General features: G+C 41.6%; 14 protein-coding genes. 5 read left to right on the forward strand and 9 right to left on the reverse strand.

The window, feature by feature from the left end; all coding sequences use genetic code 11:
- Nucleotides 1–10: 10 nt before the first annotated feature.
- Genes ACFOSV_RS15050 through ACFOSV_RS15060 form a run of 3 tightly spaced genes read right to left on the reverse strand, consistent with a single transcriptional unit; the run spans nucleotide 11 to nucleotide 3,373 of the window.
- Nucleotides 11–598: a Maf family nucleotide pyrophosphatase gene (locus ACFOSV_RS15050; RefSeq protein ID WP_377906857.1), complete on the reverse strand. Its 588-nt coding sequence runs from the start codon at nucleotides 596–598 to the stop codon at nucleotides 11–13.
- Nucleotides 582–1,877: a DUF1015 domain-containing protein gene (locus ACFOSV_RS15055; protein ID WP_377906858.1), complete on the reverse strand. Its 1,296-nt coding sequence runs from the start codon at nucleotides 1,875–1,877 to the stop codon at nucleotides 582–584. Before ACFOSV_RS15055 ends, ACFOSV_RS15050 begins: the two co-directional genes overlap by 17 nt.
- Nucleotides 1,877–3,373 (reverse strand): acetyl-CoA carboxylase biotin carboxylase subunit, encoded by a 1,497-nt coding sequence (locus ACFOSV_RS15060; RefSeq protein WP_377906859.1) that lies wholly within the window; start codon nucleotides 3,371–3,373, stop codon nucleotides 1,877–1,879. Before ACFOSV_RS15060 ends, ACFOSV_RS15055 begins: the two co-directional genes overlap by 1 nt.
- Nucleotides 3,374–3,541: 168 nt before the next feature.
- Here ACFOSV_RS15060 and ACFOSV_RS15065 point away from each other — a divergent pair, with 168 nt between their 5' ends.
- Together ACFOSV_RS15065 and ACFOSV_RS15070 are read left to right on the forward strand one after the other, a co-directional pair.
- The gene (locus ACFOSV_RS15065) at nucleotides 3,542–4,792 is read left to right on the forward strand and encodes an aminotransferase class I/II-fold pyridoxal phosphate-dependent enzyme (protein ID WP_377906860.1); all 1,251 of its coding nucleotides are present in this window, start codon (nucleotides 3,542–3,544) and stop codon (nucleotides 4,790–4,792) included.
- A gap of 101 nt (nucleotides 4,793–4,893) precedes the next feature.
- Entirely contained in the window at nucleotides 4,894–5,070 is a 177-nt protein-coding gene (locus ACFOSV_RS15070) for a histone H1 (RefSeq protein ID WP_377906861.1), read from the forward strand.
- 62 nt (nucleotides 5,071–5,132) lie between these two features.
- Here the strand turns inward: ACFOSV_RS15070 and ACFOSV_RS15075 are convergent, their stop codons facing one another.
- On the reverse strand, nucleotides 5,133–6,974 hold the full coding sequence (locus ACFOSV_RS15075) for a M1 family metallopeptidase (RefSeq protein ID WP_377906862.1): 1,842 nt from the start codon (nucleotides 6,972–6,974) through the stop codon (nucleotides 5,133–5,135).
- Between the two features lie 200 nt (nucleotides 6,975–7,174).
- Between ACFOSV_RS15075 and ACFOSV_RS15080 the strand changes: the two genes are divergently transcribed.
- Both ACFOSV_RS15080 and ACFOSV_RS15085 read left to right on the forward strand, forming a co-directional pair.
- Nucleotides 7,175–10,294 (forward strand): VPS10 domain-containing protein, encoded by a 3,120-nt coding sequence (locus ACFOSV_RS15080; protein WP_377906863.1) that lies wholly within the window; start codon nucleotides 7,175–7,177, stop codon nucleotides 10,292–10,294.
- A 63-nt stretch (nucleotides 10,295–10,357) separates the two neighbouring features.
- A complete protein-coding gene (locus ACFOSV_RS15085; protein WP_377906864.1) occupies nucleotides 10,358–11,638 on the forward strand; it encodes an APC family permease in 1,281 nt (426 codons plus the stop codon).
- A gap of 16 nt (nucleotides 11,639–11,654) precedes the next feature.
- Here ACFOSV_RS15085 and rfbB read toward each other — a convergent pair whose 3' ends face one another.
- From rfbB to ACFOSV_RS15110, 5 genes are all read right to left on the reverse strand, one after another.
- A complete protein-coding gene (rfbB, locus tag ACFOSV_RS15090; RefSeq protein WP_377906865.1) occupies nucleotides 11,655–12,707 on the reverse strand; it encodes a dTDP-glucose 4,6-dehydratase in 1,053 nt (350 codons plus the stop codon).
- Entirely contained in the window at nucleotides 12,704–13,756 is a 1,053-nt protein-coding gene (locus ACFOSV_RS15095; protein ID WP_377906866.1) for an NAD-dependent epimerase, read from the reverse strand. The genes rfbB and ACFOSV_RS15095 overlap by 4 nt, the downstream gene beginning before the upstream one ends.
- A 139-nt stretch (nucleotides 13,757–13,895) precedes the next feature.
- Nucleotides 13,896–15,041, reverse strand: coding sequence for a glycosyltransferase family 4 protein (locus ACFOSV_RS15100; RefSeq protein WP_377906867.1), 1,146 nt, complete (start codon nucleotides 15,039–15,041; stop codon nucleotides 13,896–13,898).
- A gap of 82 nt (nucleotides 15,042–15,123) precedes the next feature.
- Complete coding sequence (locus ACFOSV_RS15105) at nucleotides 15,124–15,324, reverse strand: helix-turn-helix transcriptional regulator (protein WP_377906868.1); 201 nt, start codon at nucleotides 15,322–15,324, stop codon at nucleotides 15,124–15,126.
- Between the two features lie 103 nt (nucleotides 15,325–15,427).
- A complete protein-coding gene (locus ACFOSV_RS15110; RefSeq protein WP_377906869.1) occupies nucleotides 15,428–15,850 on the reverse strand; it encodes a hypothetical protein in 423 nt (140 codons plus the stop codon).
- A gap of 189 nt (nucleotides 15,851–16,039) precedes the next feature.
- Here ACFOSV_RS15110 and proC point away from each other — a divergent pair, with 189 nt between their 5' ends.
- Nucleotides 16,040–16,834, forward strand: coding sequence for a pyrroline-5-carboxylate reductase (gene proC / locus ACFOSV_RS15115; RefSeq protein WP_377906870.1), 795 nt, complete (start codon nucleotides 16,040–16,042; stop codon nucleotides 16,832–16,834).
- The last annotated feature ends 118 nt before the right edge of the window (nucleotides 16,835–16,952 follow it).

A 16,952-nucleotide genomic window follows, 5' to 3' on the forward strand; every position in this document is an offset into this window, starting at 1 on the left:
AGCCTTTTTTTTACCATTTTTTCAATTGATCATAAACCAAATGAAGTGGGAAACCCATGACATTGAAATAGGAACCCTCAATTTTACTTACACCGATGAAGCCTATCCATTCCTGGATTCCATATGCTCCTGCTTTGTCAAAAGGCTCATAGGTTTTGATATAATGCCAGATTTCTTCCTCTGTGAGCATTTTGAAGGTGACAAGCGTTTCATCCTCAAGGGTAATCTTTTTTATATTGTCACGCATGGTGACTGCCGTCATTACAGTGTGGGTTGCACCTGAAAGACTCTTGAGCATGTCAAATGCTTCATCCTCATTTTTTGGCTTCCCCAACACATGGTCTCCTAAGATAACCACAGTATCCGAAGTAATCAAAATCACTCCATCTTCCAATTCAGCCTCAAAAGCATCTGATTTGAGTTTGGATAAATAGGCGGCCACAAAGGAAGCCGGCAAACCTGCTGGGATTTCTTCGTCCACAGGATTTACTCGTACCTCAAAATCTACCTCCAACCCCTTCAGCAACTCCTGCCTGCGAGGTGAGTTGGAAGCTAGAATAAGTTTCTTGGTTTTAAGTTTTTTAAGAAAAGGCTCCATAGTCAAATCTAAATTCCTCTTGATCAATACTCGAAAAAATCAACCCTCCAAGGGCCTTAGGATAGAAGTAAGTGGATTTCTGAGGCATAACCTCACCCGATTTACAAACTTCCAAAATCTGATTCATTTCCAACTCTCGAGTAATAATCGCAAAGCTCGCTTTTCCACTCCGTACTTCTGCTACGCATCTTGAAAAATTTCTTTCGTAGCTGATTTGATTTGATCCACGCTGGAGCTCCATAGGAATCTGCAAGACCTTTTGGAAAAGTGCGTCGTGTAAAATCATCGTATCAATCTTCCGCAAAGCCTCATTGACCCCCGGATTAAGCTCAGCTTGGCGTGATTCCTTCACATGCAGCAAGTAGCTCTCTTCACCCAAAACTAACCCAAAGGTTCCTGGAATATGAAATGCGTAATTTTCCAATTCTTCAGGATCAGAAAACTTTTTAATCTCAAACCACTCACTAACTCGTTGCAAGAATTCCGTAGCGCCTAATTCCAAACCATAATAAAGGCGGTGGGTGGGTAATATTTTAATGTGATTCCCTTTGGCATTGGTGAGGTACATCAGATGAAAGTCGCTTCCTTTCCATGCCTCGTCGGGGTAGTTTTCTGAATTTTCCTTTCGAAAAGTTATTGCACTCTGGAGACGGTGATGTCCATCCGCCAAAATAACTTGCTTGGGCTCCAATAACTTCAAAAACTTTCGAATAACTAGAGCATCATGGATCACTGCAACCACCTCTCGTACGCCTTGGTAGTCTTCGATTTCAAAAAGTGGGAATTCCATTGCGGCATCCATATGCGGCTCTAGCTCAAAGTCATCATCTTCATATAGACCATGAGTTGGGCTAGATTGAAATAAGGTTTCCCGAAGCAAATCCTTCCGATCTCCTACTGCAGAGGTAATCGTGTTTTCATGCCTAAGGATGATATTTTCATCCCAATCATACGCTTTAATCTGAGCGATAAACCCCTTCCGACAACGCTCCTCATGCTCGCCCGGTACTCTGAAATATTGATAGTACACATAGATGGCAGGGATGCTATCCTGAATCAAAACACCTTCAGACTTCCATTTTTGAAGGATTTCTTTAGCATGAGCAGCCGGCTGATCTCCCGTAGGTACAGATATATTTATACTATTTAATGGATTTTGATACAAAAGTTCCCGTTGCTTGGCGGAAACTACATCAAAAAGCGGTGCAGTCAAGAGCTCCAATCGATCTGCTAGATCACGATTGTATCTCCATGCGCGAAGGGGTAAAATTTCAGCCATCAGTTTAATCTCTTTTTCCAGGCGGACTCCTTTTCGGACTGATGCACTTGTTCTGACACAATGGATTTTTGTTTTTTCTCCATAAATCGAACTGCCAAGGCAGCAAGTATTTCTTGTTCCTCAGCGGAAAACTCAGGAATAAGCTGGGAAGGCTCAAAATATTTAGCCACAAAATTTGTATCAAAATTCCCTGATCGGAAGGCTTCATGTTGGATCGCAAATTTGCAAAAATCCAGAGTTGTTTTGATTCCCGTAATTTTATAATCCTCAATCGCCCTTACCATCTTTTCTATTGCAGCTGTTCTGGTTTCTGCGTGTGTGATCAATTTCGAGATCATAGGATCATAAAAAATAGGAATGTGCATTCCTTCTTCAAAACCATCATCCACACGAATTCCAGGTCCCTGTGGTCTTTGATAGACTTTCAATTGCCCGATATCTGGAAGAAAATTATTTTGAGGATCTTCAGCATAAACCCGAACTTCCAAGGAGTGCCCATGGATTATCAGGTCCTCCTGCTTAAAAGATAAGTCTCGACCTTCTGCCACATAAATCTGTTCCCGCACCAAGTCTTTTCCAGTGATCATTTCAGTCACGGGATGCTCCACCTGAAGTCGAGTATTCATCTCCAAGAAATAAAAATTGAGGTCCTGATCCACGATAAATTCTACTGTACCAGCCCCATAATAATTACAGGCCTTGGCAACACCGACTGCAGCTTTGCCCATAGCCTCTCTCATCTCAGGAGAAACTACTGACGACGGAGCCTCTTCAATTACCTTTTGGTGTCTTCGCTGAATCGAACATTCTCTTTCGAAAAGGTAAACGATATTTCCATTTTGATCACCTAGAACCTGAATCTCGATATGGCGTGGGGAAGTGATAAACTTCTCAATAAATACCGCTCCATCGCCAAAAGATGAAGTCGCCTCACTCACGGCACGGTTCATTTGGTCCTCAAACTCAGCTTCATTTTCTACGACCCGCATTCCTTTACCTCCGCCCCCGGCACTTGCTTTGATCAATATGGGGTAGCCGATTTCCACAGCTAGTTTTTTAGCCTCTTCAATATCCGTAATAGCCTCTTCTGTACCTGGAACCAAGGGAATATTGTATTTAGAAACAGCCTGTTTGGCCGCTAATTTACTACCCATGATTTCAATGGCCTCTGTGGAAGGCCCCACGAAAATCAGACCTGCTTCCCCTACTTTCCGTGCAAAATCTGCGTTTTCTGACAAAAATCCATAACCCGGGTGAATGGCATCTACCCCAAGTCTTTTACACTCAGCAATGATTTTATTACCCAAAAGGTAGGATTGAGCGGATGCAGGAGGGCCTAGACATATTGCTTCATCAGCAAAGTGAACATGGGGTGAATTACGATCAGCTTCACTATAGACTGCTACGGTTTTAATCCCCATTTCTCTGGCCGTTCGCATGATACGTAAACTAATCTCTCCTCGATTTGCAACTAGGAGTTTTTTTATCTCTGGCATGATAGACTATTTGGGTAAATCTTGAGCGAAATAAACAAAAATCTTCTAGTAATCGCCTATAAATAGGGAAACCACAATGCATTTTTGGTTGGCAGGCATATAAGTTTTATTTTTGGCGAATTTTAAAGTTAAAAATTACTTAGCACCCACAATATAAAACTAGACACATTGGATTTATTCGCAAAGTTACAAACCAACCTAGGTCCACTAGGAAAGCACTCTAAGTTTTCAGATGGATATTTCTCATTCCCAAAGCTTGAAGGAGAAATCGCTCCAAGAATGAAATTTCAAGGTAAAGAGGTCTTGACATGGAGTTTAAATAATTATCTAGGACTCGCAAATCATCCTGAAGTAAGACAAGCAGACGCTGCTGCTGCTGCGAAATGGGGAGCCGCCTATCCTATGGGAGCGCGTATGATGTCTGGCCAGACTTCTCTTCACGAGCAGTTGGAAGATGAGCTAGCCGCTTTCGTAGGAAGAGAAAAAGCTTACCTTCTGAATTTTGGTTACCAAGGCATCATGTCAGTGATTGATTCTATCCTGGATAGAAAAGATGTTGTAGTGTATGATTCGGAATGTCATGCTTGTATTATTGATGCATTGAGGATGCATTTGGGCAAGCGATATGTTTTCCCACACAATGACATTGAAAATTGTGAAAAGCAACTTGAGCGCGCGACGAAGTTGGCAAATGAAACCGGAGGAGGAATCCTAGTGATTACCGAAGGTGTTTTTGGAATGACTGGTGACCAAGGAAAATTAAAAGAAATTGCCGCTCTCAAATCCAAATTTGAATTCAGACTTTTGGTTGACGATGCCCACGGTTTTGGAACGATGGGCCCTACTGGAGCAGGAACCGACGAAGAGCAAGGTGTACAGGATCAGGTCGACCTTTACTTCTCCACTTTTGCCAAGTCTATGGCAAGTATTGGAGCCTTCATCGCAGGAAATGCTCAAGTCATTCACTTCTTGAGATACAATATGAGATCTCAAATTTTCGCAAAATCACTTCCTATGCTTTTGGTGGAAGGTGCATTGAAGCGTCTAGAGTTATTAAAAACTCAACCAGAATTGAAGGAAAACCTCTGGAAAATCGTCAATGCATTGAGAGATGGCCTTCATAAAAACGGATTCAGCACTGGTCAATCAAATTCACCGGTAACGCCAGTCGTATTGAATGGTACCGTGGGTGAAGCAGCTGCACTTTCCCAAGACTTGAGAGAAAATTACGGAATCTTCTGTTCTGTAGTAATCTACCCTGTAGTACCTAAAGGCATGATTATCTTAAGGTTAATCCCGACAGCTATGCATTCCATCTCCGATGTAGAAGAAACGATCACAGCTTTCGCAGCCATCAAAGGAAAACTTGTAGATGGTGTTTATAAGAACTCAGAGCTCGCAGTTTCTTTCGGAGAATAAAAAAAAAAGTAAAAAAATGCCCTTTAGGATTGATATAGGAGTTTTTTCGGCTATATTCACTCGAAATAAACTTATCATCAACCTAACAAACAACTTTAACTATGAGCAGATTTAGTGAAGTAAAGGACCTTATCCACAGCATGGAAGAAGATTTCCAGAAATTCTATGAGAAAGGCAACAAAGCAGCTGGTACTCGAGTGAGACAAGGTATGCAAGAACTAAAAAATCTAGCACAGGATATCCGAAAAGAAGTTCAAGACAAGAAGAACGCAGGATAATCTGATAATACATAAAAAAAGGTGACCAAATGGTCACCTTTTTTTATGTATACTCATTAGGGTTAAAACTCTACTTTATTATTTTCTCTTTCTATGTCCGCCAGTCGCATAGAAGGATCGATCTCGATGGACTTGATGGTTTTAGCATCTCTATTGATCACCACAGTTTTGGTGTAATTAGTCCATGGCCAATCCTCAGTGAGAATTCGCTCGGGCATTCCTTTTTCCTGCTCCTTCTCACCTCTCATGATGGCCAAAGGGAAATATAATTGCTCTTGGGTACCATCCTGGTAGGTAATTACCAAATCAATGGGCATCGGCATCAGCCCTATTCGCTCAAGCGTAATTTCAGTCCCTTCTCCAGTATCATTCACAGCTTTGATTCCATAATCAATCGTTTTGGTCGTAAAGACAAAGTACTCTCTATACCAGTCTAATTCTAGACCACTTTCCTTTTCCATGATTCGAATGAGATCATTTGAATTGGGATGCTTGAACTTCCAAGTATTGAAATATTTCTTCAGTGCACGATCTCTCACATCAGCTCCAATGACATAGCCCATCTGCTCCATAAACACAGCACCCTTGCTATAAGCAGCTCTTCCATAGGCATAATTTGTATTGAAATGATCTGAATGTGTGCTCAATGGCTCTTCCTGCCCTGACTTTGCTAGACCAATGTAACCCCTGTAAGAGCCTCCATGGACATCATCACTTTCAGCAAAAATTGCATCCATAGTCAAGCTAGATGCATAGCTTGTAAAGCCTTCATCCATCCAGGAATAAAGAGATTCATTAGAGCCTAGTACTCCATGATACCAGCTATGAGCCAATTCATGGACCATTACACCCACAAGGCTTCTAAGAGAACGCTCGCCTGTAATCAAGGTAGACATAGCGTATTCCATACCACCATCTCCGCCCTGTACCACAGAAAATTGCTTATATGGATATTGACCAAAGTGTTCAGAAAGATATTCTATGGCTTTTGGCGTATATTCTTTCAGCTTTTCCCAATTTTCAGAAGTCTTCTCTCCCGGGATAAAATAATGATGAACCGTGATTCCATTATCCATCTGGATTTGATCGTGCTGATATTTTGGATCAGCAGCCCACATAAAATCATGCACCTGTGGAGCCACAAAATGCCAAGTTAGCAAGCCATTCTCAGGCTTAGGTGCCGTTACTCCTTCATCCTGATATCCATGGCCGATTTCGTTTGGATTTTGAAGGTATCCAGTACCACCTATTACGTAATCCGAATCGATGGTGATTTGCACATCAAAATAGCCCCAAACACCATAAAACTCACGACCGATGTAAGGATTAGCATGCCATCCCTGCTCATCGTAATTGGCCATTTTAGGGTACCACTGAGACATGGAATATCGTACGCCTTCCTCACCATCTCTTCCGGATCTTCTGATTTGCAAAGGAACTTGACCCACGAAGTCCATTTCGAAAACGGCTTGGGAATTGGGAAGAATAGGTTCTGAAAGTGTTACTTCCAAAATGGTCTCATTTTCCGTAAACTGTATTTCCTGCCCATCCATTTTTAGTGATTGAACATGTAGAAAACCGATTTCATCCGGACCCAATTTGGAAATTCGATCCCCCACTCTTCTGTCAGGATCGTTGATGGTGCGAGAACGGACGTCCATCATACTTCCCGGTTGGAATGCATTGTAGTATAAGTGATAGAACACGCGGTCCAGTGTATCCGGGGAATTATTGGTATAGATTAGTTTTTGATGGCCTTGGTATTGGTTTCTTTCCACGTCCATCTGTACATCCATTTCATAATTCACTGCCTGCTGAAACCTTCCCGTTTGGGCATCTACCCCAGCTGAAATCAAAAGACAAAGAAAAAGCCCCAAAATAGGCTTCATAAAAGGTGATCGCATAAGTATTTTTTTCTTTAAAAATAGGGACAAATTTGAGCCTATTTCAAACCAACCATCAAATAATCTGAAAAGCCATTGCAAGCAGGTTTTTCCGTTGAAATAAATTCCCGGAAAATTAAAAGCAAATTTCACTTACTTGACACTGTTATTCGAGAGAATAATTATGAATAAAACCATCCACCTTTAGTACTCTTATTCTTATGAAAAAAGCACTGGCTTTAATCCTATGCACTTTTTTGAGCCTATCTCTGATGGCTCAAAATGTGAACATGGAGGATTTTTCTTCCATGAAAATGCGAAGTATCGGCCCGGCAGGTATGAGTGGCAGAATTGCCGCCATCGACGCTGTAGACGCCAATCCCAATATCATTTATGCCGGCTCAGCATCGGGCGGCCTTTGGAAGTCCACCTCGGGCGGGATCACTTGGAAGCCTATTTTTGACGATCAGGCAGTTCATTCCATCGGAGCCATTTCCATTTACCAAAAAAACCCAAACATTATCTGGGTGGGTACAGGAGAAGGTAATCCTCGTAATTCCTTGACCATGGGATATGGCGTGTACAGATCTCTGGACGAAGGTGAAACGTGGGAACTCATGGGGCTTGAAAAAACACGAGCAATCCATAGAATTATCGTTCATCCAGACGATCCCAATACCGTTTTTGTAGGAGCAATTGGTTCACCATGGGGAGAACAAGAAGAGCGTGGCCTCTATAAAACAACAGATGGAGGCAAGACTTGGACAAAAATTCTTTACATCGATGAAAAAACTGGTGTAGGTGAAATGATCATGGACCCAAATAATCCGAACAAGATTTTTGTCAATATGTGGCAACATAGACGCTATCCTGACTTTTTCGAATCTGGAGGTCCATCTTCAGGACTTCATGTTACTCACGACGGTGGGGAAACATGGAAAAAGCTTGATGATTCTAATGGGATTCCTTCTGGGGACTTGGGCCGAATGGGTCTAGCCATTTCTGCCGCAAATAGTGATAAAGTCTACGCACTCATTGAGTCCAAGAAAAACGCATTGTATGTTTCTGAAGACGGAGGGAATAATTTTAAAATGATCAATAGTGGTGATGATATCGGCGATCGGCCATTTTACTATTTTGAGATTCATGCCGATCCTAAAAACGAAAACAGGCTTTACACCCTTTATTCTCGCGTAGGAATGAGTGAAGATGGAGGAAAGTCCTTTCAACAACTCCTCCAATACCAAGGGGTACACCCAGATCATCACGCTTGGTACATCAATCCATATGATCCAAAGCTTCTGATTGATGGAAATGATGGGGGCTTGAATATTTCACGAGATGGTGGGAAAAACTGGTATTTCGCAGAAAGTATCCCAGCGGGACAATTCTACCATGTCAATGTGGACAATGAGCTCCCATATAATATCTATGGAGGAATGCAAGATAATGGCTCATGGGCTGGACCTTCCTACATCTGGAGAAGAGATGGAATCAGGAACACCTATTGGCAAGAAATTTCTTTTGGTGACGGATTTGATGTAAGTCCGCACCCAGCTGATTCTCGCTACGGTTACACCATGTCACAAGGTGGAAATCTCTCAAGATATGACAGAGAAACTGGACACAATCGCTTTATCAAGCCTACCCATCCAGATCCAGATGTATTTTTAAGATTTAACTGGAATGCTGCGCTGGCGCAAGATCCGCACGATGAAAATACCGTTTACTACGGTTCTCAATTCCTCCATAAATCCACCGACAACGGCGAAACCTGGGAGATTATTTCTCCTGATTTGACCACAAATGATTCTACTAAGCAAAGACAGCAAGAAACAGGTGGATTGACTTTTGATATCACAGGTGCAGAAAATCATACCACGATTTTGGCTATTGCTCCGAGTCCTATTGATCCCAATGTAATCTGGGTAGGAACTGATGATGGAAACCTCCAAGTAACCAAGGATGGTGGCCAAACTTGGACCAATGTGGCGACCAAGCTTTCAGGACTCCCAAAAGGATCTTGGATTCCCCAAGTCAAAGCCTCAAAATACGATGTAAATGAGGCATGGGTAATTGCTAATAACTATAGAAACAATGACTTCAGCGCTTACGCTTATCATACTTCCAATTTAGGCGGAAGCTTTACACGGATAGCTGATGACTCTAAAGTTTGGGGATATACGCTATCAATCATGCAAGACACTGAGGTTCCTGAGCTCGTTTTCTTGGGAACTGAGTTTGGCTTGTATGTTTCTTTTGACAAAGCCAAAACTTGGAACAAATGGGAGCATGGCTACCCAAAGGCAGTTTCAACCTATGACTTGACCATTCAAGAAAGAGAAGCAGATTTAGTAATTGGCACCTTTGGTCGAGCTTTTTATGTTATGGATGATATTCGTCCACTTCGAATTTATGCTCAAAATGCCGGCAAGGCACCTGAGGCTAAGATTACAGCCGTTCCAGCTCCAGATGCCTATCAGGTAGAAATTCAGCAGCCGCATGGTGAGAGATTCCCAGCGGATGGCAAATATGCTGGTGAGAATCGAGAGTTTGGAGGTCGTTTGAGCTTTATCATCAATGAAGCAGATTCTGCAAAAATGGACACAGTTACGGTTAAAATTTTCAACGAAGCAGGAGAACAAATCCGTACCCTTAAAACAAAGCCATCTTCAGGAGTGAATAAAATCAACTGGGGTCTTGATCGCAAGTCGACCACAGAGGCCACTCGTTCTAGAAATCGATCAGGTTTTTACGAGGCAAGTGGTGGAGATGCACTTCCAGGGACATACAAGGTTGTCTTTGAGTATGGAGAAGAACAGGCCGAAACGATAATAAAAGTGTCAAGTGACCCAAGAATCGAGACAAATCTAGCCAATCTGAAGGCACGTCAGGATTTCACATTAAAAATGGAGGACTTGGCTACGAAAATGAATGCTTCGATCAAGCAGCTTGATAACGCAGAGAAGACTATAGAAAAAGTCATGACCCTCACCAAGGATCTCGAATCAGAAGATGCCAAAGAACTGAATAAAGCAGCTAAGGAGATTAAAAAATCTTTAGAGAAAGTACGTGAGGAATTCAACGGACCAACGAGAGAAGGTCAGGGAATCGTGCGTAACCTCTATCCTACTACCATGACAAGGCAATTCGCGCCAAGACGTTATGTTGGTTCTTCTTACGATAAGCCAGGAGCTACTGAGCAAAGGCTCTTCAATCAGGCCGAAGAATCAGCCAATACTGCCATGAGTAAAGCCGATGAATTCATCAATGGTGAATGGAAAGCCTTCGAAGAAAAGGTGAAATCAACTCAGATCGACTTATTTGAGGAGTTCAAATAATCATCACATTCATTCTAAGAAAAGACCTTCATTTATGGAGGTCTTTTTTTATTATGCAGCTTCATGTCCCAATTGAAAAATAAAATAGGCTGGATCACCGCTGCTAGTTTGGTCATTGCAAATATGATCGGAACAGGTGTTTTTACCAGTCTTGGCTTTCAATTACTTGAAGTCCAAAACACCTGGTCTATCGTGATCGCTTGGGTGATTGGAGGATGCATGGCCTTGGCTGGAGCTATGATTTATGCGGAACTGGGGACTCATTTCAAAAAAACAGGTGGAGATTATATTTTCCTTTCGCAGACCCTTCATCCGATTTTCGGGTATTTGTACTCCTGGGTTTCACTGACTGTTGGCTTTTCGGCACCCATCGCCATTGCAGCTATGGCGATGAACCAGTACCTTACCCCGTGGAGCGAAGGTTCGATCATACCGGGCTTATTGGCTATTGTACTCATTCCCTTGGTACATGTGGTATCTATTCACCGATCGGCTCTTTTTCAAAATACTTTCACCCTTTTGAAAGTTCTCTTTATTCTGGTTTTGGTTTCCATTGGCTTTGCTTACTTGGGCTCTCCGCAACAAGCTTTGGACTTTTCTAATACATGGCAAAAAGAAATCTTCAAGCCCTCCTATGCCATTTCTTTAGTCTATGTATTCTATGCTTATACCGGTTGGAATAGTGCTGCTTATATCGTGGGTGAAATCAGGTCCCCTGAAAAAAACCTTCCCAAAGCATTAATCACAGCCTCAATTCTAGTCACTATACTCTATGTGCTTTTTCAAGTTGTTTTGCTCAAACATGCGAGTTTGGAGCAGCTCTCTGGCAAAGTTGAAGTTTCAGAAATCGCCTTTGGAAACCTATTTGGATCCACCGGAGCAAAACTTATAGCTTTTATGATTGCGCTTCAATTGATCGCAACCATCAGTGGATATGCTTGGATAGGCCCTAGGATTACTCAGGCTATGGCCAAGGATTATCGACTTTGGCTTCCCATTTCGAAGCAAAACAAGAATGAAATACCTGTTCGAGCAATACTTTTGAATATGGTCATAAGCCTTCTGATTTTCCTCAGTGGATCTTTTGATCAGATCATGCTTTATGCAGGATTTGTCCTACAGCTCATGGGTACCATCACCGTGTATTCCTCTTTGAAGATTAAATCAAGCAACGGGTTTAAAGCCCCTTTTCGACCTTGGCTTCAGCTTATTTATTTATTCTTAAGTAGTCTGATTTTGATCTACCTTTTGTGGGAGCGCCCCACTGAAAGTCTCTGGGGACTTGCTTTGATTCTAGCGGGGATTCTACTTTTTGTCCTAGACAAAAAAACCTCAAAAGTTTAGCTTCCGAGGTTTCATTTTAAAGGTTATAAAGTTTTGAGTAATACTCTTGATAGGAACCAGAAGTCACATGATCTAGCCAATCTTCATTAGCCAAATACCAATCGATCGTGAGCTCTATGCCCTCCTCAAATTGTAAGCTTGGCTCCCAACCTAGTTCCTTTTGGATTTTAGTGGCATCTATTGCGTACCTTAAGTCGTGACCAGCTCGATCTTTTACAAACGTGATTAGTTTCTCTGAAGTACCCGGCTCTCTGCCCAACTTCTCGTCCATTTTCTTGCAGAGCAAGCGCACGATATCAATATTCTTCCATTCATTGAAACCTCCGATATTGTAAGTTTCCCCGACTTTTCCTTTGTGAAATACGATGTCAATAGCTCGCGCATGATCCTTCACAAAAAGCCAGTCACGGACATTCTCACCCTTCCCATATACAGGTAAAGGCTTGCTATTTTTAATGTTATGGATACAAAGAGGAATCAATTTTTCGGGAAAGTGATTCGGGCCGTAATTGTTTGAGCAATTGGAAACCACCGTTCGCATTTTGTATGTATTGGCATAAGCCCGCACAAAATGATCTGAGGAGGCTTTGGATGCAGAATAAGGCGACTGAGGATCGTATGGGGTAGTTTCTAGGAAAAATCCACCATCATGGAGCGAACCATAAACTTCATCCGTCGAGACATGATAAAACAAATGATCTTGCAGGTTATCAGCCCATTTGGTTTTTGCCACATTCAAAAGATTTACTGTACCGATCACGTTGGTCATTACAAAGGCGAGCGGATCAGTAATGGATCGATCCACATGAGATTCTGCTGCCAGATGGATCACATCCGTTATTGCATATTTCTCAAAAACCTGTTCTAGAGCACTTGCATCCTGAATATCTGCCTTTACAAACTGATAATTTGAAGCATGCTCCACTTCCTTTAGATTTTCCAAATTACCCGCATAGGTCAAAGCATCCAGGTTTACAATCTGATAGTCCGGGTATTTTTCTACAAAAAGCCTTACTACATGACTCCCGATAAAACCCGCTCCACCGGTGATTAAGATTGATTTTTTCATGACTTAAGATAATATTGAGTATACCAATCAGTAAATGCTCGAACCCCATCTTCTATGTTTGTGGAAGGTTTGTATCCGGTATCTGCGATAAGATCCGTAACATCGGCATGTGATGCTGGTACATCACCTGGCTGCATAGGTAACATCTCCATAATGGCTTTTTTACCCAATCCTTTTTCCACAGCATGGATATAATCCATCAATGCCACTGGAGATGAATTTCCGATGTTATATATTTTATACGGTGCCTTAGCGCGACTAGGGTCACCATCCAACTCTGAATAGCTATCATTTTCAACAGGGGGGCGTTCGGCTACTTTGAGGACTCCATTTACTATGTCGTCTATGTAGGTAAAGTCTCTTTTCATCTGCCCATGATTAAATACTTGTATAGGCTTACCAGCTAAAATGGCTTCAGTGAAAAGGAATAACGCCATATCTGGCCTTCCCCAAGGTCCATAAACAGTAAAGAATCTTAAGCCTGTGGTGGGTACTTTGAACAAATGGCTATAAGTATGGGCCATCAGTTCATTTGACTTTTTAGAAGCAGCGTAAAGGCTGATCGGGTGATCCACTGAATCCGAGGTCGAAAACGGCAACTTTTCATTTGCCCCATAAACAGAACTTGAAGATGCGTAGACCAGATGCTTCACCGGATGGAATCGACAAGCTTCTAGAATATTCAAAAAGCCAACAATATTGCTTTCTACATAAACCTCCGGGTGGCTTAATGAATAGCGAACACCTGCCTGAGCAGCCAGATTGATCACTATATCAAACTTCTCACTTTCAAATAAATCAAGCAAAGACTGCTTCTCCGCAAGATTCAACTTTATAAATGAAAACTTACTAGATGAAGATTGGACCAACTTTCCTTCCTGAATATCTGCCTGATTGATGCCTAAATCATGGAGTCTATCATATTTAAGATTGATGTCATAGTAGTCATTGATCATGTCTAGGCCAACCACCTCATCTCCTCTATTCAGCAACCGCTTGGACACATGATAGCCAATAAAACCTGCCGCTCCAGTTACCAGATATTTCATGCCTTAATTATTTGTTTTGCAATGCTTGTCCCGAAAACTGCCGGAACTGATCTCGCTTCTGTGAAAATCATTCCTAGGTGTGATGCTCGCATCATGCTCGAATTCATTTTTCTTTTTACTTCGATTTTGTAGCCTAAACTTAAAGATGCTTTTGATATGCTTCTAATAATGCTGCATGAATTTTGGGTCTTGCATAATTATTTTCTATCTCTACCAAAAGATTATCCGCTAATTGGGCCATGACATCTCGTTTCACGAAGGCAAATTCCATCGCCTCTTTTAGCACTTCTTTATTTTTTACGGGGAAAATCAACCCCGTCTTCTGCTGTTTGATAATATCAGTGTTTCCAATAATATCGGAGCATATCACTGGCAGCTGCATGGCCCCCGCTTCCAGAAGTACATTTGGAAACCCTTCACGATGCGATGGATGAACCAACACGTCAGCCAAGGCCATGTAATGCGCCACATGGTCTGTCCAGTCCAGTTGTACGATTCTAGGGTGATCTGTGATCTGTTGGATAATTTCAGGTGACAATGGGTTCAAGTCCTGCTCATAGCTTCCTAACAAGACCAATTTAGATTGATTGGTGATTTTACATTCCAGAAAAGCTTCAACAAGCTCTTCGATACCCTTATCTTTGACCAACCTACCTACTGCTAGGATTATAAAATCATTTTCTCCTGGCATAATTCGCATGGTGGCTGCTACCAGATGATTCTCTTTCAGCACATTCCGATTATATTTTGTCAGGTCCACCCCATTGGAAGAACCCTTTGCAATGATTTCTACTTTGTCCTCCTGACAAAGCTTATTCTCAAGTACAAAGTTTTTCAATCCTTCAGAATTAGGCCAAACATGCGTTGCATAGTCGTAGGTCCATTTCTCTGCTTTTTGTAGCAAGGTTTTTCTATTTCCCTCTGCCGCCATGTATGGAATGCCAGCAAGGGTATGAATACGAACCTTGACCCCCGCCCATTTGGCAGCGATCATGCCCAATAAACCCGCTTTTGGAGTATGGGTATGGACGATATCAGGTTTCTCTTTCTGAAACAGATTTTTGAGTTGCCAGATACACTTAAGGTCTTGAATTGGGGTGATTTTACGGGTAAAAGGAATGACCACATGCTTACACCCTTCGGCCTTCTCTATCTTGGGAACCTCCTTGCCATCTGCACTGACCATGAGCACTTCCCAGCCATTTTCACTCATAAATCTCATTTGATCCGCTAACAAAAGTTTGAGAGAAAGCGGAACAGTAGTAATACGAATAAGCTTTGGCATGTAAAAAGAATATAAAAGACCAAAGTTAAGATTTTAAGCCTCTTTTTCTTCCTATTTGTTAATTTCCAATCAATTTTTTTGTCTAGTCTTCCTCATCTAGTTGGAATATTTCCTCAACGGGTATCTCAAAAACCCTGGCGATCTTCAAAGCCAAAACCGTAGAAGGAACATATTTACCGGATTCTATACCGTTGATCGTCTGTCTGGACACCTGAATTAGCTCTGCCAAATCCTGCTGAGTATAATTCTTTTTTGCACGTTCTACCTTTAGTGAATTTTTCATAAGCCAGCTTTTTTAAAGTTGCCCAAGGCGAAAATCCACAAACAATTGAGCGAAAATAGTTTGAAGGCGCATAGAACAAGTGATTTTATCATCCTGCTTTCCATCAGTTATCGCTTTGATTGGCTTGATAAATTTGATATCTGAAGGCAGCAAAAATGTAGGCGTTCAAAAGGAAGAGCACCAGGTATGCTGTGAAATAATCCGCATTGATACTTCCGTATCGCCAAACATTAATAACCGCCGATGCGAGCAAACCCCAAATCAACCAATAAAACCCAGTTTGAAATGCTTGTAATCTAAACCTTTGGATCATTTCATCCTCTTGCGGCTCCTTGGTCAGATTGAGAATTCCGAAACTGACAGCCCAAAGTGCGTAGACAATATTGCCCGCTTCATCAGGACTCATATCTACTCGAAGGATAGCCAAAACAATCACAAGAATCACCGCAGAGGAGAATAAAACATATGCTACTTTCTTCCAGCCTGGGGAAAAAAGTGGCACTTGAATTAAGCTTGAATTTTTCATATGAGTAAAGATATTTTTACTAAAAGTAAAACAACCTTTACTTAATGTAAAATACTTTTATCAATATTATTTCAAATAGTTCATTCATATTTTCACCAATGCACTGTCAAAATTTCCATATTCTCAAAAACCGAATGCTTTCCTTACCTTTATTTCATAGAAAAGGCAAAAAATCTCACATTTATTAAAATGAAAAAAAATATTGCGATTATCGGCTGTGGAAATCTAGGTAAATCCATCGCCCACGGACTTTTACAAAACCCAAACTTTGATGCGGGGCAATTGATACTTACCAGAAGAAATGTGACAAGTCTGGAAGAGTTTGCAACAAAAGGAGTTCGGGTTTTCACTGATAATGCCAAAGCTGCGGCAGAAGCTGAAATCGTAATTCTAGGTGTGAAGCCTTACAATGTCAAGCCGATCATGCAGGAGATTTCTTCGGAGTTGGATATTTCAAAGCATACCATCATTTCTCTCGCCACTGGGGTTACCCTGTCGGAAATTGCTTCTGAGATCAGTTCAGACGCGGTGATTTTTAGAGCTATGCCAAATGTTGCCGCAGATATTCAAGAATCTGTCACCTGCGTCTGCCATCAAAATGCAAGCGATACACAGGTACAGGAGGTAAACGAACTCTTCAACAGCATCGGAATCACTATCCCAATCGATGAAAATCTTATGGAAGCAGCCACTGTTCTAGGAGCATGTGGGATTGCTTATGTCCTTCGATTTATGCGAGCCATGATCCAAGGAGGGATCCAAATCGGTTTCGATTCAGCAACAGCGAGCAAAATTGTGAATCAAACTATGAAAGGAGCAGCAGAGCTCATGATCCAAAACAACCTACATCCTGAGGAAGTAATCGATAAAGTCACCACCCCAAAAGGTTGTACAATAGTGGGCTTGAATGAGATGGAACATCATGGATTTAGTTCCTCCTTGGTACGCGGAGTATTGGCAAGTTTTGAAAAAATCGAAAAGTAATTCGCAATCGATTGTATTCGAAATATCAATCTATTTCTAGAAAACGTAATATTTTCGTAACAGTAAAGAGGTAAAGGATTGTTTTTCTTTTGAATCTTTTTATTAGTTTTGTTCTGGG

Origin of the sequence: Algoriphagus namhaensis (genome assembly GCF_042649705.1) — a bacterium.
Lineage (GTDB): Bacteria > Bacteroidota > Bacteroidia > Cytophagales > Cyclobacteriaceae > Algoriphagus > Algoriphagus namhaensis.

Bases quoted from the DNA above. Each gene is read 5' to 3' on its own strand.
- ACFOSV_RS15050 (WP_377906857.1), bottom strand. From the start codon at position 598: ATGGAGCCTTTTCTTAAAAAACTTAAAACCAAGAAACTTATTCTAGCT.
- ACFOSV_RS15055 (WP_377906858.1), bottom strand. From the start codon at position 1,877: ATGGCTGAAATTTTACCCCTTCGCGCATGGAGATACAATCGTGATCTA.
- ACFOSV_RS15060 (WP_377906859.1), bottom strand. From the start codon at position 3,373: ATGCCAGAGATAAAAAAACTCCTAGTTGCAAATCGAGGAGAGATTAGT.
- ACFOSV_RS15070 (WP_377906861.1), top strand. From the start codon at position 4,894: ATGAGCAGATTTAGTGAAGTAAAGGACCTTATCCACAGCATGGAAGAA.
- ACFOSV_RS15075 (WP_377906862.1), bottom strand. From the start codon at position 6,974: ATGCGATCACCTTTTATGAAGCCTATTTTGGGGCTTTTTCTTTGTCTT.
- ACFOSV_RS15080 (WP_377906863.1), top strand. From the start codon at position 7,175: ATGAAAAAAGCACTGGCTTTAATCCTATGCACTTTTTTGAGCCTATCT.
- ACFOSV_RS15085 (WP_377906864.1), top strand. From the start codon at position 10,358: ATGTCCCAATTGAAAAATAAAATAGGCTGGATCACCGCTGCTAGTTTG.
- rfbB (WP_377906865.1), bottom strand. From the start codon at position 12,707: ATGAAAAAATCAATCTTAATCACCGGTGGAGCGGGTTTTATCGGGAGT.
- ACFOSV_RS15095 (WP_377906866.1), bottom strand. From the start codon at position 13,756: ATGAAATATCTGGTAACTGGAGCGGCAGGTTTTATTGGCTATCATGTG.
- ACFOSV_RS15100 (WP_377906867.1), bottom strand. From the start codon at position 15,041: ATGCCAAAGCTTATTCGTATTACTACTGTTCCGCTTTCTCTCAAACTT.
- ACFOSV_RS15105 (WP_377906868.1), bottom strand. From the start codon at position 15,324: ATGAAAAATTCACTAAAGGTAGAACGTGCAAAAAAGAATTATACTCAG.
- ACFOSV_RS15110 (WP_377906869.1), bottom strand. From the start codon at position 15,850: ATGAAAAATTCAAGCTTAATTCAAGTGCCACTTTTTTCCCCAGGCTGG.
- proC (WP_377906870.1), top strand. From the start codon at position 16,040: ATGAAAAAAAATATTGCGATTATCGGCTGTGGAAATCTAGGTAAATCC.